20 protein-coding genes are annotated in these 17,141 nt (G+C 34.2%); 16 read left to right on the top strand and 4 right to left on the bottom strand.

All coding sequences use genetic code 11. The features are described 5' to 3' along the window. Positions 1 to 76: 76 nt before the first annotated feature. Genes BAZ10_RS02755 through BAZ10_RS02745 form a run of 3 tightly spaced genes read right to left on the bottom strand, consistent with a single transcriptional unit; the run spans position 77 to position 2,554 of the window. The gene (locus tag BAZ10_RS02755; RefSeq protein WP_078770743.1) at positions 77 to 1,009 is read right to left on the bottom strand and encodes an ABC transporter ATP-binding protein; all 933 of its coding nucleotides are present in this window, start codon (positions 1,007 to 1,009) and stop codon (positions 77 to 79) included. Continuing rightward, entirely contained in the window at positions 999 to 1,979 is a 981-nt protein-coding gene (locus tag BAZ10_RS02750) for a FecCD family ABC transporter permease (RefSeq protein WP_078770742.1), read from the bottom strand. The genes BAZ10_RS02755 and BAZ10_RS02750 overlap by 11 nt, the downstream gene beginning before the upstream one ends. An 8-nt stretch (positions 1,980 to 1,987) precedes the next feature. Next, on the bottom strand, positions 1,988 to 2,554 hold the full coding sequence (locus tag BAZ10_RS02745; protein WP_065082627.1) for a TlpA family protein disulfide reductase: 567 nt from the start codon (positions 2,552 to 2,554) through the stop codon (positions 1,988 to 1,990). A 93-nt stretch (positions 2,555 to 2,647) separates the two neighbouring features. On the opposite strand from BAZ10_RS02745, the gene BAZ10_RS02740 reads away from it, so the two are divergent. Further along, entirely contained in the window at positions 2,648 to 3,691 is a 1,044-nt protein-coding gene (locus BAZ10_RS02740; protein WP_078770940.1) for a 2Fe-2S iron-sulfur cluster-binding protein, read from the top strand. A gap of 62 nt (positions 3,692 to 3,753) precedes the next feature. Continuing rightward, on the top strand, positions 3,754 to 4,335 hold the full coding sequence (locus tag BAZ10_RS02735) for a SanA/YdcF family protein (RefSeq protein WP_034867009.1): 582 nt from the start codon (positions 3,754 to 3,756) through the stop codon (positions 4,333 to 4,335). 174 nt (positions 4,336 to 4,509) lie between these two features. Here BAZ10_RS02735 and BAZ10_RS19190 read toward each other — a convergent pair whose 3' ends face one another. Then, a complete protein-coding gene (locus BAZ10_RS19190; protein WP_245803728.1) occupies positions 4,510 to 4,668 on the bottom strand; it encodes a helix-turn-helix domain-containing protein in 159 nt (52 codons plus the stop codon). A 172-nt stretch (positions 4,669 to 4,840) separates the two neighbouring features. Here BAZ10_RS19190 and BAZ10_RS18940 point away from each other — a divergent pair, with 172 nt between their 5' ends. The 14 genes from BAZ10_RS18940 (at position 4,841) to BAZ10_RS02665 (ending at position 16,753) form a co-directional block, all read left to right on the top strand. Further along, the gene (locus tag BAZ10_RS18940; protein ID WP_165689653.1) at positions 4,841 to 5,017 is read left to right on the top strand and encodes a bacteriocin-like protein; all 177 of its coding nucleotides are present in this window, start codon (positions 4,841 to 4,843) and stop codon (positions 5,015 to 5,017) included. Between the two features lie 67 nt (positions 5,018 to 5,084). After that, positions 5,085 to 5,909, top strand: coding sequence for a GLPGLI family protein (locus BAZ10_RS02725; protein ID WP_078770741.1), 825 nt, complete (start codon positions 5,085 to 5,087; stop codon positions 5,907 to 5,909). Positions 5,910 to 5,952: 43 nt separating this feature from the next. After that, entirely contained in the window at positions 5,953 to 6,789 is an 837-nt protein-coding gene (locus tag BAZ10_RS02720) for a GLPGLI family protein (RefSeq protein WP_078770740.1), read from the top strand. Between the two features lie 64 nt (positions 6,790 to 6,853). Further along, positions 6,854 to 7,474, top strand: a complete 621-nt coding sequence (udk, locus tag BAZ10_RS02715; protein WP_009088536.1) for a uridine kinase — start codon at positions 6,854 to 6,856, stop codon at positions 7,472 to 7,474. Between the two features lie 2 nt (positions 7,475 to 7,476). Further along, complete coding sequence (locus tag BAZ10_RS02710; protein WP_034867016.1) at positions 7,477 to 7,827, top strand: FtsB family cell division protein; 351 nt, start codon at positions 7,477 to 7,479, stop codon at positions 7,825 to 7,827. Positions 7,828 to 7,830: 3 nt separating this feature from the next. Beyond that, positions 7,831 to 9,006 carry a methylmalonyl-CoA mutase family protein gene (locus tag BAZ10_RS02705; protein WP_078770739.1) on the top strand — a complete coding sequence of 392 codons (1,176 nt, stop codon included), beginning with the start codon at positions 7,831 to 7,833 and terminating at the stop codon, positions 9,004 to 9,006. Next, positions 8,996 to 10,150, top strand: coding sequence for a class I SAM-dependent methyltransferase (locus BAZ10_RS02700; RefSeq protein ID WP_078770738.1), 1,155 nt, complete (start codon positions 8,996 to 8,998; stop codon positions 10,148 to 10,150). The genes BAZ10_RS02705 and BAZ10_RS02700 overlap by 11 nt, the downstream gene beginning before the upstream one ends. Before the next feature lie 118 nt (positions 10,151 to 10,268). Continuing rightward, complete coding sequence (locus BAZ10_RS02695) at positions 10,269 to 10,538, top strand: hypothetical protein (protein ID WP_059325496.1); 270 nt, start codon at positions 10,269 to 10,271, stop codon at positions 10,536 to 10,538. A 77-nt stretch (positions 10,539 to 10,615) separates the two neighbouring features. Next, on the top strand, positions 10,616 to 12,004 hold the full coding sequence (locus BAZ10_RS02690; RefSeq protein WP_078770737.1) for a dipeptidase: 1,389 nt from the start codon (positions 10,616 to 10,618) through the stop codon (positions 12,002 to 12,004). An 8-nt stretch (positions 12,005 to 12,012) separates the two neighbouring features. After that, positions 12,013 to 12,717: an SDR family oxidoreductase gene (locus BAZ10_RS02685; protein WP_078770736.1), complete on the top strand. Its 705-nt coding sequence runs from the start codon at positions 12,013 to 12,015 to the stop codon at positions 12,715 to 12,717. Between the two features lie 201 nt (positions 12,718 to 12,918). Beyond that, on the top strand, positions 12,919 to 13,665 hold the full coding sequence (locus BAZ10_RS02680; protein ID WP_059325499.1) for an electron transfer flavoprotein subunit beta/FixA family protein: 747 nt from the start codon (positions 12,919 to 12,921) through the stop codon (positions 13,663 to 13,665). 53 nt (positions 13,666 to 13,718) lie between these two features. Further along, positions 13,719 to 14,666 carry an electron transfer flavoprotein subunit alpha/FixB family protein gene (locus BAZ10_RS02675; RefSeq protein ID WP_078770735.1) on the top strand — a complete coding sequence of 316 codons (948 nt, stop codon included), beginning with the start codon at positions 13,719 to 13,721 and terminating at the stop codon, positions 14,664 to 14,666. Between the two features lie 75 nt (positions 14,667 to 14,741). Further along, positions 14,742 to 15,347, top strand: a complete 606-nt coding sequence (locus BAZ10_RS02670; protein ID WP_059153995.1) for a bifunctional nuclease family protein — start codon at positions 14,742 to 14,744, stop codon at positions 15,345 to 15,347. Between the two features lie 29 nt (positions 15,348 to 15,376). Further along, the gene (locus BAZ10_RS02665) at positions 15,377 to 16,753 is read left to right on the top strand and encodes a nucleoside permease (protein ID WP_078770734.1); all 1,377 of its coding nucleotides are present in this window, start codon (positions 15,377 to 15,379) and stop codon (positions 16,751 to 16,753) included. Positions 16,754 to 17,141: the final 388 nt, after the last annotated feature.

Genomic DNA, 17,141 nt, shown 5'->3' with positions numbered 1-17,141 from the left:
AGTACTTTAAAAACTATGAAAAGCATAATACTATGCATGCATAATATTAATTTGAAGCTTCCGAACTATCAGATTATTAAAGGTTTCTGATTAATTGAATAATTTCTTCAAAACTTTTAGCTTTTTTTTGAAATGTATCTGAAGAAACATCCCAAATACCATCCTGAAAGATAAATTTGAATTGAGAAAGGTCTTTTTTGAAGTTTTTTTGAAGCACGGAGAAGAGCATTTCTTTATGTAACTGGGATGCTTCAATATGAGGAGTTACAAATGCTTCATTAAAATGAAAAAGGGCAGGAGCTGTCAATTCCGGATGGTTGGACAGTATATCCTCGGCAATACCAGAATATAATCCTCCTTCTTTAATATACCATATCTTATCTGAAAATTCTTTTGCCAGTCTCCAATCATGAGAGGAGAACAGAATTGTTTTATGATATTCTTTTGCCAGCATACGAAGTGTGGTAAGAACAATAGTTTTGTTCTTCTCATCCAAATGCGTTGTAGGCTCATCAAGAATAATAACTGAGGTATTCTGTACTAATGCACGGCCAATAAAAGCCTTTTGCAGGTTTCCGTCTGATAGCTGCTGAAGAGGCATATCTGTATATTCCTGCAATCCAATCTTATTAATTATATCAACAACCTCTTCTTGATCTTTTTTATTAAGGGAAAAATAATAGGGGTAATGTATGTACTTTCCTAAACTTATCAGGTCTTTTACTGTAAATCCGTTTGGAATAGTTGCTTTGGAAAATACTACTGAAATTTTTTTAGCAATTTGGAGTGCAGACAATGTGTTTATTGACTTTTCTGCGAGTAGAATATCACCATTTAGCAATTTGTTTTCACCAAGGATACTTTTAATAAGAGTTGTTTTTCCCTGTCCGTTATTTCCCATCAACAGGCAAACTTCTCCCAGCTTTAACTCCGCACAGATATCTTTTACCAAAACTTTCTGGTAGCCAATATCAAGATGTTCTAATTTTAAAATAACTTCAGACTGCACGGCGGTTCATTTTAACAAGCATGGTCAGAATAACAGGAACTCCAAACAAAGATGATATAATATTAATAGGCCAATGAGCCAGTTCCGAGATAATGGAAAACAACTCTAACAAGCAGGCACCAAATAATATATTAAGAATCCATTGCTGCCATAGTTGGGCAGGATTCCATAACATTCTGCAAAAATGAGGAACTACAATTCCGATAAACAAAACAGGTCCCAAAAATGCCGTAATACTTGCTGATAACAGAGAAGAGCAAATAATAACAAGGTATTTTAGTCTTTCCAGATTTACTCCAAAAGACTTAGCATAACTCTCGCCCAATGCATTTCCCATTAATGGTTTTATCGATCTGAAACATAAAAACATTCCGATTACAACCAAAGCACTCACAATAGCAATCTGAGAAAGTGTTACCTGATTATTGGCACCAAATGACCATAAAACATAACTTTTTAAAGATTCGTTTTGTGCATATACCTGCATAAGGCTTACAATAGCACTGGCCAAGGCAGATATAAGAAAGCCAAAAATAATGAGGTAGGTTTTATCTGTAAAGGCTTTGGAATATGCCAATAATATAAGCATTAACAAAAGACTGCCAGCAAATGCAGCCATACTGATAAGGCCACTTTGCAAAAATTCGGGTAATGTAAAATCTTTAGTAAGAAAAATATAGCTAGCAACAGCCAGAGAAGCAACAGAGGTTATTCCTAAAACTTCAGGCCCTGCCAGTGGATTCTGAAAATACTCCTGCATAAGAAAGCCACTTGTAGGAATGGATATTCCTGCCAGAAATATTATAACAACTCTGTTAATACGTAACTGAGCTATTAATGAAGTGCTTTCATCAGAAGAAAAGAAATCAGTAAAATTCAAATCAGTAAAGCCTATATTCAGATTGATAAAGGCTAAGATAAAGAATAGGGCCAGAAGCCCTATACTTATATTTCTAAATTTCACTGACATTCAGTCGGTTATTTAAACTCGTTAAGTTTACTCTGCATCTCTTCTTCGGAAAGTGTACCAACTTTCTCGAATACTTTATTTCCTTTAGACATTCTGGTAAATGGTATAGCACCACCATCCCATGTATTGGTATTGCTTTTAGCAAATCCAGGGGCAGCATTCACCATATCAAACAATACTATATTACTACTTAGTCCCTGGATATTTCCAAATTCTTTAACTTTAGTATTCCAATCTTCCGGCTGGTCTACACTTACAAAAGTGAATTTAACTTTCTCACCTTTTAGTTTTTCCATTTCAGTTTTAAAATACGGAATCTCAATCATACAAGGTCCGCACCATGTTGCAAAGAAATTAGTAACATACAGTGTATCATTATCTTTAGTCTTTAAAAGCTCTGCTACTTTATCCTCTCCAAAGATCTGCAATGCTTTTCCGGAATCTTTAACTTCCCCTTCCGGATTCGGAACCATTTCAGTTCTGTCGTTATTTTTATTTCCTGTTACAGGGGAATCTGTTTTTTTACAAGCAACAATTGCTGATAGTATTGTAATCCCAAAGAATAGCTTTTTCATCTTTTTTTATATATTTTTGTGTTAATGTTAGAAAACGTTACCATAAGAAACACAGTTCAATTTCATTGGCTAAAAATAGTCAAAAAAAAGCGATTGACAAAAACAAGCTTTTCCCTGACCTTCGAAATTCCGGAACATTTAAAGGAAAAATATCAATATGAATCCGGACAATATTCTGCTATAAAACTAGGAAACAGGCAAAATGATTACTCTTATACCTCGGCGCCTTATGAAAATGAGTTAAGCTTTGGAATTAAATATAGTAGTGAAGAGAGTTTTGCATACCACCTTTATCAGGGTCTGGAACCTGGCGATCTTGTTGAAATTTCGGAACCACAGGGACGTTTTACAATCAGATCCAGACCAAATGAGAAAAGAACTATTCTTTGTTTTGCTTCAGGAATAGGAATTACACCTATTCTTAGTCACATGAAGAACATTCTTCATAATGAAATCAATACAAGATTATTCCTGTTTTATGGAAACAGAGATAAAGAAAATATTGCTTTTATAGATGAACTGTCTGATTTGCAAACACAATATGCAGACAGATTTCATTCATTTTTCTTTTTCTCCAGAGATAAAGCTAAAAATCTAATGTTCCAGGGGAGACTGGATGCAAAAAAGGTGAGTCTTATTATCAACCAGATTCTTGATCAGGATGAAGAAGATGAAGAATCTACTATATGGGATGCTACCGATGAAGTTCTTATCTGTGGTCCTGGTGAGATGATTAAATCTATTGCTAATGCCTGCTATCAACATGGTATAAGAAAACAAAATATTCATTTTGAACTTTTTGATGAGTTTAATGAAGATATATATGAAATAGAAGAGGAGCTACCTGTAGTAAAAGATATTGAGGTAAAATTCACTCTTTTTGGTAAAGAATATGAACATCATATTCCTTCTAATGAAACCAGGGTATTAAGTTCTCTGTTAGAAGCAGGATATGATATACCATATTCCTGTAAGTCTGGATTATGCGGATCGTGCAGATGTCATTTGGAAGAAGGAGAGGTCTACATGGTAGAAAATGAATATTTAACAGAAAAAGAAACACAATCTGGTTTGATTTTACCCTGCGTTGGCGTAGCTTTATCCAGGAAAATTAATTTAAACTTCGATAATATCTGAGAAGAAAGATTTACATATTAATAAAGGCGATTATCCGCAGTTCAGAAATCCTTATTTTGCTAATGTTTTTAGCCAACATATGGGTTGTTGCGCTTACTGACGGACGTACTTTTACAAAACTGAGCAAAATTCCGGCACAGAAATGTGCATTAGTACTCGGAACTTCTCCAAAAACGGTAGGAGGAAGAGCTAATCCATATTTCATAACCCGTATGGATGCTGTAACAGCTTTATACAATATCGGAAAAGTAAAACGCATTATTGTAAGTGGCGAAAAAAGTAAGAATTATGATGAACCTAAAGCGATGAGAAACTATCTTATCTTTAATGGCGGGATACCACAGTCAGCAATTATTGAAGATCCTAAGGGGTTTAATACCCAGGCCAGTATTTTCAGATGTAAATATATCTACCAGGAAAACAATGTTATCATTGTATCTCAGGGATTCCATAATTTGAGAGCCTTATTTATGGCACGAAATGAGGGAATGAACGCTTATGCTTTCGATGCTCAGGATGTAAACAGCAACGAGAGCTTTTACAGGAATCATGCCCGTGAGTTTTTAGCACGGGTAAAAGCCGTGGTTCTTTATGTATTTAATATCTCTCCGGAAATTTCGGGGGAAAAGGTGAAAATAGATTAGTTTTCAAATAACTTACTTTCCCTGTTCCTTTAGCATCTTTCTTAAAAAATTTATTTCTTCTTTTAAAGATTCAATGTGCTTTAGGTTTTCCCCAAAGCTGTTACTATCCTCGTTCACATTCGTAATATTATTGCTTTTTTCACCAAACAATAAGGCAACAGAAACACCTAAAACTTAAGCAATCTTTTGAATTTTTGGAACAGTAAGTCTACTGTCCTGCTTTTCTAATCTCCCATAGTTGCTTTGAGAAATATCGAGCTCATAGGCCATATACTCTTGCTTAATACCTTTTTCTTCACGGATTCTTTTTATTCTGGATCCAACAATATTCATATTCTAGATATTTTTATTTATATTTTTAATTATTTTATTCAAATTAAAGTAATTTATACTAATATATGCATTTAATTTTAAACTACTTACAAAGCTCGAATTACAAAGAGCATTTACTAAGTAGCGAAATCCGAAAAGCTTATAGAGTAGGAGAACCTAAAATAATTTTAAAATGAAAACTTTAAAAAAGCTCTCAAGAGCAGATTTGAAAAACGTATTAGGCGGAAGGAGAGAAGAAAAGGCAATGTGCTCTACAGGATCTAATGATGACTGTAAAGCAATGGGACTTGAATGTGGCCTATACATAACAAAAGAATGGTATGCTATGAGATGTATAAAGCCAAGTTAACTACTATAAAATACTATCTAAAAAGATCAGTTTTCGTTTTAGATGGCATTTTTTAATTATACTTCCTATGAATATTCCTATAAAAAAGTTAATGATTCAGGTATTATTATTACGAATATTAATTACATATGGACAAGGTCATTCCATTGAGTATATAATGACTTATAAACCTTCATTAGAAAATAATAAAAAAATTTCTCAGTTATATTTTTTGGATATTCTGAATAATGAATCATTATTTCGGTCTGAAAAATCAAGAGATTCTGATTCAATACAAAATAAAACAGGTTACAGCGGCAGCGGATCAACAATTTTTAATGATTATTTCTATATAAAGAAAAACATGAATAATAATTCAGTTTATAAGTTTATATCTGTGCCTTTAAGTACCGATAAATTTAATATTAAAATGACTGATCCACTGAACTGGAAGCTTTCTTCTGATACAAAAGTAATTGAAAAGTTCAGATGTCAGAAAGCTGAAGTTGAATATGGTGGGAGGGACTGGATTGCATGGTTCACTGAAGAAATTAGCACACCTGAAGGACCATATATATTCAATAACCTACCCGGATTAATAATTCAGATTTCTGACAAAAATAAAGAATATGTATTTCAACTGGTCAAAATCAAAAAATACTATCACAAAGAATTATATACAACCAAAATGGGTAAAGAAATAACCCAGAATGAATATGAAAAAATACAAATCGATTATTACAATGACCCTTTTGCTTTTGTTAAATCTCAAAATTTAAAAACTGTAACTGACGACGGAATGGGAGGAACTAAAAAATTAGATTTTAGAGAAATGACCCAAGCCATTAGAGAAAGAATAAGAGAAAATAATAATCCTATAGAAATCAACCACAACATAGAATATAAACCCTAAAATAAATCAGTCAGCATTGTTATTTTCCAAATCTATATCAATAATGAAAAACATATTCTTTATTATATTAAACTGTATTTATTTTATTTCAAATGGGCAAATTAGGCGCTTCATATATGAATATACAACAGTTCCCGATTCTACAAATAGCATAAACAAAAAGACAAACATAATGTATCTTGATATTAGCCAAAAAGGCTCCGGTTTTTTTGATGGGCAGAAATATATATCAGATTCCACACTAACAAGCATGGCTAAAAAAAATCAGTTTATGATGCCTCCAAGAGATTCTAAATTTATTGACTACAGAATAACAAAAGAATATCCTTCTTATAAATTAACCTTCCTTGTTAGCACTTATAATAAGAAGCTTTCTGTAATTGATATTAGAAAGCAGCTATGGCATATAGAAAAAAACACGGATAAATATAAAGGTTTCTCTATACAGAAGGCTACAACTAATTTTGCCGGTCGAAAATGGGTTGCATGGTTTACAAGTGACATTCCAATTCCCGACGGTCCTTATAAGTTTTACGGTTTGCCTGGTTTAATATTAAAACTTGAAGACAATACTGGTAGCCATAAATTTAATTTAATAGGGATAAAAAATAATATTCCTGATTATAACTATCCGATACTAAACACAAGGAGCCCCAAAATTGATATATCATTTGAAAAGTATATTGAGATTTACAAAGAGTATCGAAGAGATCCTGCTAAGGACTACAGAATAGAGGTAATGAAAGGAAATATATTCGACAGTCTGGACGACAACGGAAATATTGAAACTCCACAGCAAAAATTAAAAGAGCTTGACGCTTTGCTGAAAAACAAGATAAAAAAGGATAATAATATTCTCGAATTAGATTTACTAAAATGATTTCGCACATAATTACTTTCATCGTAATTGACATTTTTTCTATCTTTGCCAAAATCAAAAGTAAATGCTCGTAATAGGTATCGCAGGTGGTACAGGCTCAGGAAAAACAACTGTAGTCAACAAAATCCTTCAGCAACTTAATATTGAAGGTGTAAATGTCCTTTCCCAGGACAATTATTATTTAGATAATCAACATCTTAATTTAGCGGAAAGAGAAAAACTTAACTATGATCATCCAAAGTCTATAGATTTTGACTTACTTTTAGATCATGTAAAGAAGTTAAAAAATCATGAGGAGATCGATCAGCCGGTTTATTCTTTTGTAACCCATTCCAGAACAGGAGATCATATTCTTATAGAGCCTAAAAACGTTCTTATTGTAGAAGGTATTTTGGTTCTTACGAATAAGGAATTATTGAAAGAGTTCGACCTTAAGGTATTTGTTCATGCAGATTCAGATGAGAGATTAATCAGAAGAATTAAGCGTGACACCCAGGAGAGAGGCCGTGATCTGGAAGAGGTTCTGCATCGTTATCAGACAACTCTGAAACCTATGCACAATGAGTTTATAGAGCCGTCTAAAAATGAAGCCGACCTTATCGTACCTAATATGCGACACAATACTGTTGCAATTGATTTTTTAACAACTGTTATCAATAACTCGTTAAAGAAACAAAGTGTATAAAAATGGATAATCTTATTAAAGATATCAAAAAGCCATCTTCAGGATTCAGATTTCTCCGGAAATATGTTCTGAACAAATATGTAATTACTATAACCGTATTTCTGGTATGGATGACATTTTTCGACAGTACATCTTTTTTAGTTATTAATGAACTAAATGGAGAGATCAAGAAATATGAAGAACAATTAGACTATTATAAAAAGGAATATCAGAAAAATGATAATTTTTATAAGAAGCTAATGTTCAACAAATCTGAACGTGAAAAATTTGCCCGCGAGAACTACTTCATGAAGAAAAAGAATGAAGAAATCTTTATTTTGGTAGTTGACAGCGCTAACAGTGTAAAAAAATAAAATATGTCTTTTGCAAAAACGAATCTTCAGGATTGGGAAAAACTGGTTGCTAAACAGTTGAAAACAGAAGATATCTATAAAGTACTGGAAAAAGAAAATATTGAAGGCTTGGAAATCAAGCCTTTTTATACTTTAGAGAATATCGTACCAGTAAAACTTCCCCGTCTGGAAGAAAACATGCATTTGGTTGCACCTTACAATGATTATTTATTGGAAGATGCTTATGCATTTCTCATCAAAGAAGAACCCTTACAATTACAGGACAAGGCATTCTTTTATGAAGATTCTGCTTTAAATACAGCTGCTGCAAAAGATAAAAACAATAATTATTTCTGTCTCCAGGATATCTTCAAAGGGATAGAACAAGGAGAGACTTTTAGCCCGCAAACAGGGAAAGAACTCTTAAATACTGAGGCAAAAAGAAAAATAGGAGTCGACATTTCAATTTATCAGAATGCAGGAGCCTCTATAGTTCAACAACTTGCTATTGCACTTCTTAAGACTAAAGAACTTGCAGAATTGTACGGAGAAGATGTATTCGAGCAGACTGTATTCAGAGTAGCAGTTGGCAGTCAGTACTTTCTGGAAATTGCAAAGATTCGTGCCCTGAAAATTTTAATCAATCAGCTGTCTAAAGAATATAACAAAGAAGCTATTCCTTATATTTTTACAGAAACATCTTTACGAAATAAAAGTCTTAATGATCCCGAGAATAATCTTATCCGAAGTACATTAGAATTAGCTTCGGCAATGATTGGTGGAGCAGATGCAGTTTATGCAAACGATTACAAACTTTCAGAAACAAATTCAGTCTCCGAGGAAATATCTTTCAAACAACAGATTGTACTGGCTTATGAAAGTATTATCAATGTTTTTGAAGATGCAACTTCCGGCAGTTTCTTTGTAGAAGATGCAACAAAAGATATAGCTGAAAGAGCATGGGAGCTTTTCCTTGAACTTGAAAAATCTGGAGGCTATATTAGTAATCTGAAATCCGGAAATATTCAGAAGCAGGTATACAATCAAGCGATCAAAGAGCAAAATTGGCTGGATGAGGGTAAGATAAAACTTTTAGGCGTTAATCTTTATCCGGCATTAGACGCTAAAATAGCACCGGAAAAGCTCTATAATGAATCTGTGATAAAGCCAGTCCGGTTAGCCGAACGTTATGGAGTTTAACCATATTCTTCGTCCTGAAGTACAACAATTCATAAAAGACAACAGCCAACAGGATATTACAAAATTATTACTGTCCGGTTCGCCTTTCAGTGATGTTAGTATTCAGGAAATTGCCCAGCAGATAAAAGGCAGACAAGCCGCGGAAAAGAAATTTCCATTCTTATTACAGGATGGGATCATTTTTCCACCTCAATTGAATTTGGAGCAAGCCTCCTCCGAAACAACTGCAGCCTTCAAGGCAAATTTATTTTCTGGTGAAAGCTTATTAGACCTTACCAGTGGCTATGGTATAGATGCCTACTATCTTTCAGCAAATTTCAGTAAAACAACTCTTGTAGAACAGAATAAAAAATTACTTGAAATAGTATCACATAACTGGTTGATTTTAAATAAAATTAACACTGATTATATAAACTCAGATTTAGGTGATTTTTTAGAGAAAAATGATCAAAAATTTTCTCTGATTTATTTGGATCCAGCCAGAAGAGACACACACAATCGAAAGAAATTCTTACTGGAAGATCTGTCTCCCGATATTACTGAAATCCAAAATAAATTATTTGAGTTCACAGATAAAGTAGTGGTAAAACTATCACCACTTATGGATATTTCTATGCTCGTATCTCAGGTACCGGGTATTTCAGAAATCTATATTATTGCTGTAAAGAATGAAGTTAAAGAACTTCTAATTGTTATCGAGAAAGACTTTAACCAGAGTCCTGCAGTAAAAATTCATAATCTGGAAAGCAGTGAACCATCATTGGAAGTTACTTTCAGCACTATCCAGCAATCAAAACCTATTTTTGGTGAAGCATCCGAATATTTATACATTCCAAATAATGCTGTATTAAAATCCGGAGCATTTAATTTTATCTCTGAGTACTATAATCTGGATAAACTTCATCCTAATACTCATCTTTACACTTCACCTGATTTTATTGAAGATTTTCCGGGGCGAGTACTAAAAGTAGTACCTGTAGAAGCAAAGAAAATAGGAAAAGGAGAACGTTTTAATATCATTTCTAAAAACTATCCATTAACTCCGGATGAAATTAAGAAGAAATACAAAATTAAAGATGGTGGAAATCAGTATTTGATCTTCACACAAAGCCAAAAAGGAAAAATTATTTTAAAATCAATTTAAATTGCTTCATTATTTGGCTTAGAAATGTAGAATTGTTAATTTTGACACCGGTTAATAAAAGAGCATAAAATCAGCTATGCTGATTCTATAACGATAAAGAATAATAAAAAATAGATATATGAAAAAATATATTTTATCTGCAGTAGCAATTGTTGCCATAGCATCTTGTAGCGCTCCACAAGGAGGAAACAAAAACACGATAAAGAGAACTGAGGATGTTGCTCGTTATTCAGATAATATGGAGCCTTCTGAAACAGAACCAAACTTTGCACCTTCACAAGCTGAAAAGCCAGCAATGACTGACAGTACTAAAGTTGCTAAAACTGCAGAAGTGAAAGCAGTGAAAGACTCTGCTACAGCTAAGCCGGCAGCAGAAGCTAAAAAATAATCAGATAACATTTATCATACTAAAATGTCTTGCGCTTCGCAGGACATTTTTTATATTTACCTAAATTAAAAATTATTATGTCAGAAACCCAAAATTACATTCAGGAGAATAAACAACGCTTTCTGGATGAACTTTGTGATCTATTAAAGATAGCTTCTATCAGCGCTGATCCTGCATACAGTAAAGATGTTCTTAACTGCGCAGATGCTGTAGCCAAACATTTAAAAGAAGCAGGTGCAGATCAGGTTGAAGTTTGTGAAACCAAAGGTTACCCAATCGTTTATGGTGAAAAGATCATTGATCCTAAACTTCCGACTGTATTAGTATATGGTCATTACGATGTACAACCACCAGATCCGTTAGAGTTATGGGAGAGTGGCCCATTCGAACCAGTAATAAAAACTACACCTTTACACCCTGAAGGGGCTGTATTTGCAAGAGGTTCTGCGGACGACAAAGGTCAGTTCTTCATGCATGTAAAAGCTTTTGAAGCAATGATGAAAACTAATTCTTTGCCATGTAATGTAAAATTCATTATCGAAGGAGAAGAAGAAGTAGGATCTGAAAGCCTTGGAGACTGGATTTCTGAGAATAAAGAGAAGCTGAAAAATGATGTAATATTAATTTCTGATACTCACATCTATTCAAACGAACAGCCAACTGTAACTACAGGACTAAGAGGTCTTAGTTATGTAGAGGTTGAAGTTGAAGGACCTAACAGAGATTTGCATTCCGGGCTTTATGGTGGTGCAGTACCAAATCCTATCCATGTTCTTTCAAGAATGATTGCTCAACTGATCGACGAAGACGGAAGAATTACAATAGATGGATTCTACGATAATGTAGAAGAAGTTTCTTTGGAAGAAAGAGCAGAAATGAATAAACTGAAAGATGATCCGGAAGGTTTTAAAAAATCTATCGGTTTAAATGGAGTAGAAGGTGAGAAAGGTTATACAACTCTGGAAAGAACATCTATAAGACCAACGTTGGATGCAAACGGCATCTGGGGAGGTTATACTGGTGAAGGTGCTAAAACGGTAATTCCTTCAAAAGCTTTTGCTAAAATTTCTATGCGTTTGGTTCCATATCAGACACCTGAAGAGATTACTGAGAAGTTTACCAAATATTTCCATAAAATTGCTCCTGAAAACGTAAAAGTAAAAGTTACTCCACACCATGGAGGTATGCCATACGTTTTACCAAGTGATTCAGAAGAATTCCTGGCGGCAAAAAAAGCAATGGAAAAAGCTTTCGGAAAAGAAGTATTACCTTACAGAAGCGGTGGTAGTATTCCTATCACAGCGTTATTCGAAAAGGTATTGGGAAGTAAATCTGTATTAATGGGCTTTGGACTGGATTCAGATGCAATCCACTCTCCAAATGAGCACTACGGACTATTTAACTTCTACAAAGGCATTGAGTCTATTCCATATTTCTTTGAATACTATACGGATTTAAAAAAATAATAAAATTTATGCTAAACAATAAAGTAGCATACATCACTGGCGGTACCAAAGGCATAGGCTTGGGTATCGCCAGTGTTTTGTTAAATGCAGGAATGAGAGTGGCCATTAGTGGCCGAAATCTGGATGATGCAAAAGCTGCGGCAGCGCAACTTTCCAGCGATCCTTCAAAAGTTTTAGCGATACAATCCAATGTACGCAACTTTGAAGATGAAGACAAAGCACTTCAGGAAATTAAAAATCACTTCGGACAAGTTGATCTTGTAGTGGCAAATGCCGGACTGGGTCATTTTGCCCCCGTAGATGAACTTTCTGTTGAAGCATGGCAGGATATGATAGATACAAATCTTACAGGTGTTTTTTACACCCTGAAAGCATCTGTAGAAGCATTGAAAAAATCTGAAGGTTATTTTATTTCCATTGCCAGCCTGGCAGGAACTAATTTCTTTGCTAACGGATCAGGATATAATGCTTCCAAGTTCGGCGTTGTAGGTTTTACACAAGCAGCAATGCTGGATCTTAGAAAGTATAATGTAAAAGTTTCCACTATTATGCCGGGATCTGTAAAATCACACTTTAATAACCATGATCCTGGAGATAATGATGAATGGAAAATTCAGCCGGAAGATATTGGGGAACTGATTGTTGATATGATGAAAATGAACCCAAGAACATTACCATCTAAAATCGAAATCAGACCTACACTTCCAAAGTAATTGGAAAACCTGATTCAGGATTACAAAAACTACACATTAAAAGCTGCAAAACGCAATATTGATCATTAATTAAAAGCAAGTCATTGTAATCTGCGAACTATATGGTAATTAATATGCTATGTATATATTTTGATAAATTTAGTATGCATGCATAACATTTTTTTATTAACTTAGCCAAAATTCAATACACAATTTCTAATTATGAAAATATTAGTATGTATCAGCAGTGTACCAGATACAACTGCAAAAATAAACTTCACAGCAGATAAATCTGCATTCGATAAAAATGGAATTCAGTGGGTAATTAATCCACTTGATGAATTTGCTTTAACAAAAGCTATAAAATTACAAGAATCTCAGGGCGCTACAGTTACTGTGATCAATGTAGGAGACGCAGGAACAGAGCCTGTTATAAGAAAAGCATTAGCTATCGGAGCTAATGATGCAGTAAGAGTAAATATCGAAGCTAAAGATAGCTATTCTACAGCAAAAGAAATTGCTAAGATTGCTCAGGAAGGTGGTTACGATTTAGTTATCGCTGGTAAAGAGTCTATCGACTATAATGGTGGAGCTGTACCAGGAATGGTTGCACAAATTCTTAACCAGCCATTTGTTAACGCTTGCGTAGGTCTTGAAGTTAATGGTGGCGAAGCTACTGCTGTAAGAGAAATTGAAGGTGGTAAAGAAACAATCTCTGTAAAACTTCCTGCGGTTATTGCCGGACAAAAAGGAATGGTAGAAGAGAAAGACCTTATTATCCCGAATATGAGAGGTATTATGTCTGCAAGAACAAAGCCTTTGCAAGTTGTTGAACCTACATCTACAGAAGTTAAGGTTGAAGCTGTTTCATTTGACAGTGTTCCGCCAAGAGCTGCTGTAAAATTAGTTTCTCCGGACAACTTAGATGAATTGGTAAGATTACTTCATGAAGAAGCAAAAGTTATCTAATTATCTATTTTTCATCTAAAATTCAAAATTTATAATTTTAAAAATTTAAGAAAATGGCAATATTCGTATATGCAGAAAATATAAATGGCGTTTACAAAAAGGCAGCTTTCGAAGCAGTTTCTTACGCTAAAGCGGTTGCAGATAAGGCTGGCGACAGCGTAACTGTTATTGCAATTAACCCTACAGATTCTTCTGATGTTCTTTACAAGTATGGAGCAGATAAAGTAATCAATGTAAAAGATGAAGGTCTTAAAAACTTCAGCGCTAAAGCTTATGCACAAGCTGTTGGTGAAGTTTTGGATGGTAACGTTATTGTTTTCCCTCACACTACAGATGCTTCTTCAGTTGCACCAATGCTGGCTATTTCTAAAGGAGCTTCATTAATTACAAATGTAATTGCAGCACCAGAATCTATTTCTCCTTTCCAGGTAAAAAGAAAAGCTTTCTCTGGTAAAGGTTACATGCATGCAAAAGCAGATGCTTCAAATGTTGTAATTACTGTTTCTCAGAATGCATTCGGTATAAAAGAAAATCCTGCTTCAGGTTCTGAAGAAGTTAAAAACCTTTCAGTAGCTAATGAAGATACTAAGGTAATTAACCACGAACAATCTTCAGGTAAACTAGACCTAAAAGAAGCTGAAATCGTTGTTTCAGCAGGTCGTGGTATGAAAGGACCAGAAAACTGGGGAATGATTGAAGATCTTGCTAATGTTTTAGGAGCTGCTACTGCAAGCTCTAAGCCTGTAGCAGATATTGGCTGGAGACCTCACGCTGAGCACGTTGGACAAACAGGTAAGGCAATTTCTCCAAACCTCTACATCGCTGTAGGTATCTCAGGTGCAATCCAGCACTTAGCAGGTGTTAATGGTTCTAAAACAATTGTAGTTATTAACAACGATCCTGAAGCACCTTTCTTCAAAGCTGCTGATTACGGGGTAGTTGGAGACGCTTTTCAGATTATTCCTGCTTTAACTGAAAAGTTAAAAGCTTTCAAAGGATAATAATTTTGAGGTAAAAATTTCAAAATCATATAAAACATCGTGGCTTATTGCTACGATGTTTTTATATTTGTAGCTATGGATTATAAGAAACTAATCATAAGAGGCATTTCATACAGCCAAACCCAAATGGGAGCTTATGCACTGATCCTGGAACAGGAAGAAACAGGGATAAAACTGCCTGTTGTTATAGGTAATTATGAAGCACAATCTATTTCTCTGGGGCTAGAAAAAGACATTCAGCCACCGAGACCCTTAACCCATGATCTCTTTTCAAAATTTATCACCACTGTAGGTTATGCATTGGAGAGTATTATCATTTATCAGATTATAGACGGAGTATTTTTCTCCAATTTAATTCTTAAAAACGATCAGAACGAAAAACTGATTCTGGATGCACGTACATCCGATGCTGTTGCTATGGCAGTTCGTTTTGATGCACCTATTTATACCACAGACGAAGTTCTTACAGAAGCAGGTATTATGTTGGAATTGTCCGATAACGATGATAAAACAGAATACAAAGCTGAAGACGAAGAGGAGGCTCCTGAAATAAAAGGTTATGAAGTTTACACACTTGAAGAAATCCAGGAAATGCTTGACAAAGCAGTTCAGGAAGAGGATTTCGATACAGCTCTTGAACTTCAGCAAGAAATAAAGAAACGAAAAAAGAATATTGATTAATATTGATATTCTGCCCTATTAATAAACTTATGAATATAAAATTACGATTAACCCTACTCAATTTTTTCCAATTTTTTGTTTGGGGTGCCTGGTTAATTACCATTGCCAATTATTGGTTCGGTACAAAACAGTGGGACGGAACCAAGTTTGGCGCTGTCTTCAGTACTATGGGATTTGCCTCTATTTTTATGCCGACACTCTCCGGTATCATTGCTGACAGATGGATCAATGCAGAACGTCTTTACGGAATATTACAAATACTGTATGCAGCAGTATTATTCTTTCTTCCGCAGGTAACAGATCCGGGAACTTTCTTTTGGGTAATGCTTATAGCTATGTGCTTTTATATGCCTACGATTGCCCTGAACAACTCTATATCTTATACCGTTTTAAAAAACGAAGGAAAGGATGTTGTTAAAGATTTCCCACCAATCCGTGTATGGGGTACAATTGGTTTTATTGCAGCAATGTGGATTACCAATCTTACAGGAAGCAAATCCAATGAGTACCAATTCTATATAGCTGGTGCATCGGCTCTGCTTTTAGGACTTTATGCATTTTCCCTGCCTAAATGTCCTCCTAAAAAGCTTCTGGACAAAAATGCTAATATATTCCAGACACTAGGATTAGATGCTTTTAAGCTATTTGCAAATTACAAAATGGCTTTATTCTTCTTTTTCTCTATGTTTCTTGGTGGTGCGTTACAGCTAACCAATGCTTATGGAGATGTTTTCCTAGATGAATTCAGACACTATCCAAAATTTGCAGAATCTTTTGTAGTGAAATATTCTACCATTATCATGTCTATTTCTCAGGTTTCGGAAACGCTTTTTATTCTTGCAATTCCTTTCTTCCTGAAAAAATATGGTATTAAAAAGGTAATGCTAATTTCTATGCTTGCATGGGTATTGCGTTTCGGCTTATTTGGATTAGGAGATCCATCTACAGGACTATGGATGATTATCTTATCATGTATCGTGTACGGAATGGCATTTGACTTCTTCAATATTTCAGGATCTTTATTCGTAGAAACCAATACAGATGCTAAAATGCGTTCGTCTGCACAAGGTCTGTTTATGATGATGACTAATGGTTTTGGTGCCGTATTTGGAAGCTTAACCTCAGGATGGCTAATTGACAAATACTTTACTCAGAGTTACAATAAGGTTTCTGATCTGGCTCAACATCTGGATACAACCGCAGATAATTCTCATTTTTTAAGTTTCTTATCTAAACAAAAAATAGATGTATTAGCTGATGGTATATTGTCTCAGCCTGTTATGCTGCGTGACTGGCATGATATCTGGTTGACTTTTGCTGCTTATTCTCTTGTAATTGCTGTATTATTTGCTATTTTCTTCAAGCATAAGCATGATCCACAGGAAATAAAAGATGCAGGGCATTAATTTATAACAAACATTAAAAATAACACAAAGCCTTTCTGAGATCCAGAAAGGCTTTTGCTTTAATAATAAGCCAATAGCTCAAATCATACACCAAAAACAATCGATAAAAAGAAATATTTTAAACAAATAACATAAATTAAATTATTTTTTTTATAAACTATAAATTTATTTTATATATTTGAATTACAAACATTTATACTTCATTTAGCAAATGAAGATATTTTATCTTTGATAGCGTAAGGTTCCTATAACCTTATATGCAAAGCACTACAACATAACAAATAATGATTTTGCAATAACATTAATGTATTACAACAGTTAATTTATTTTTTAACCAAAATCAAAATTGTTATGAAAAAACAACAATCAATTCCACTTGTGATGCTAG

It is taken from the genome of Elizabethkingia occulta, assembly GCF_002023715.1.
Classification (GTDB): domain Bacteria; phylum Bacteroidota; class Bacteroidia; order Flavobacteriales; family Weeksellaceae; genus Elizabethkingia; species Elizabethkingia occulta.
This window is presented reverse-complemented; position numbering and strand designations above follow the sequence as displayed.